Raw genomic sequence first — 1,218 nt, 5'->3', positions numbered from 1 at the left:
GGGCAGGTCGTTGTCGCGTCCGATGGCGCGATGGCGATCGAGGGCGGCGACCAGCGAAATCCGCATCCGCTAAACCGCCACCGGCGCCTTGATCGCCGGATGCGGATCGTAGTCGTGGATCTCGATGTCATCGAAGGTGAAGCCGAACAGGTCGGTGACGTCGGGATTGAGGTGCAGCTTCGGCAGCGCGCGCGGCTCACGCGACAGTTGCTCGCGCGCCTGGTCGTAGTGGTTCGAATACAGGTGCGCATCGCCCAGCGTGTGCACGAAGTCGCCGACACCGAGGCCCGTCGCCTGCGCCACCATATGCGTCAGCAGTGCGTAGCTGGCGATGTTGAACGGCACGCCGAGGAAGATGTCGCCACTGCGCTGGTAGAGCTGGCAACTGAGCTTGCCGTCGACGACGTAGAACTGGAACAGCGAGTGGCACGGCATCAGCGCCATCTTCGGCAGTTCGGCGACGTTCCAGGCGCTGATCACCAGGCGGCGCGAATCCGGATTGCGCTTGATCTCGTCCACCAGCCACTGCATCTGGTCGATGGTCTTGCCGTCGGCGCCCTCCCAGCTGCGCCACTGCTTGCCGTACACGGGGCCCAGTTCGCCGTGCTCGTCGGCCCATTCGTCCCAGATGCTGACCTTGTTGTCCTTCAGGTAGGCGATGTTGGTTTCGCCTTTCAGGAACCACAGCAGCTCGTGGATGATCGAGCGCAGGTGCAGCTTCTTCGTGGTGACCAGCGGGAAGCCTTCGTTCAAGTCGAAGCGCATCTGCCAGCCGAACACGCTGCGGGTGCCGGTGCCGGTGCGGTCGGACTTCTCGGCACCCTGTTCCAGCACATGGCGCAACAGGTCGAGGTATTGCTTCATGCCTGGTCTCCGGCGAAAGGCTTCACGGTTTACTTGCCGGCGACCGGCGCGGGAACGACGGGCTGCAGCGTCGGCGCACGACGCGACAGCCACAGCAGGTACAGGCCCAGCATCACCAGCGGCACGCTGAGCACCTGGCCCTTTGTCAGCCAGCCCCAGGCGACGTAATGGCCTTCATCCGGCACGCGGACGAATTCCATCAGGAAGCGGAATACGCCGTACATCAGCGCGAACAGGCCCGACACGAGGTAGCGCGGCCGCGGCTTGCGCGAGACCGTCCACAGCACGACGAACATCACCAACCCTTCGAGGAAGGCCTGATAGAGCTGTGAGGGATGGCGGGCGAACTGATTC

General features: G+C 64.0%; 2 protein-coding genes. Both read right to left on the bottom strand.

The features are described 5' to 3' along the window. Positions 1-69 precede the first annotated feature (69 nt). The gene (locus AC04L7_RS19050; RefSeq protein ID WP_435997115.1) at positions 70-864 is read right to left on the bottom strand and encodes a thymidylate synthase; all 795 of its coding nucleotides are present in this window, start codon (positions 862-864) and stop codon (positions 70-72) included. A 29-nt stretch (positions 865-893) separates the two neighbouring features. After that, the coding region (locus tag AC04L7_RS19045) for a prolipoprotein diacylglyceryl transferase family protein (protein WP_475513753.1) at positions 894-1,218 on the bottom strand (325 nt) is incomplete at its 5' end.

Source organism: Pseudoxanthomonas sp. LjRoot204_2, from assembly GCF_056175765.1.
This window is presented reverse-complemented; position numbering and strand designations above follow the sequence as displayed.

Excerpts from the sequence above, each read along its gene's own strand:
- AC04L7_RS19050 (WP_435997115.1), bottom strand. The coding sequence starts at position 864 with ATGAAGCAATACCTCGACCTGTTGCGCCATGTGCTGGAACAGGGTGCC.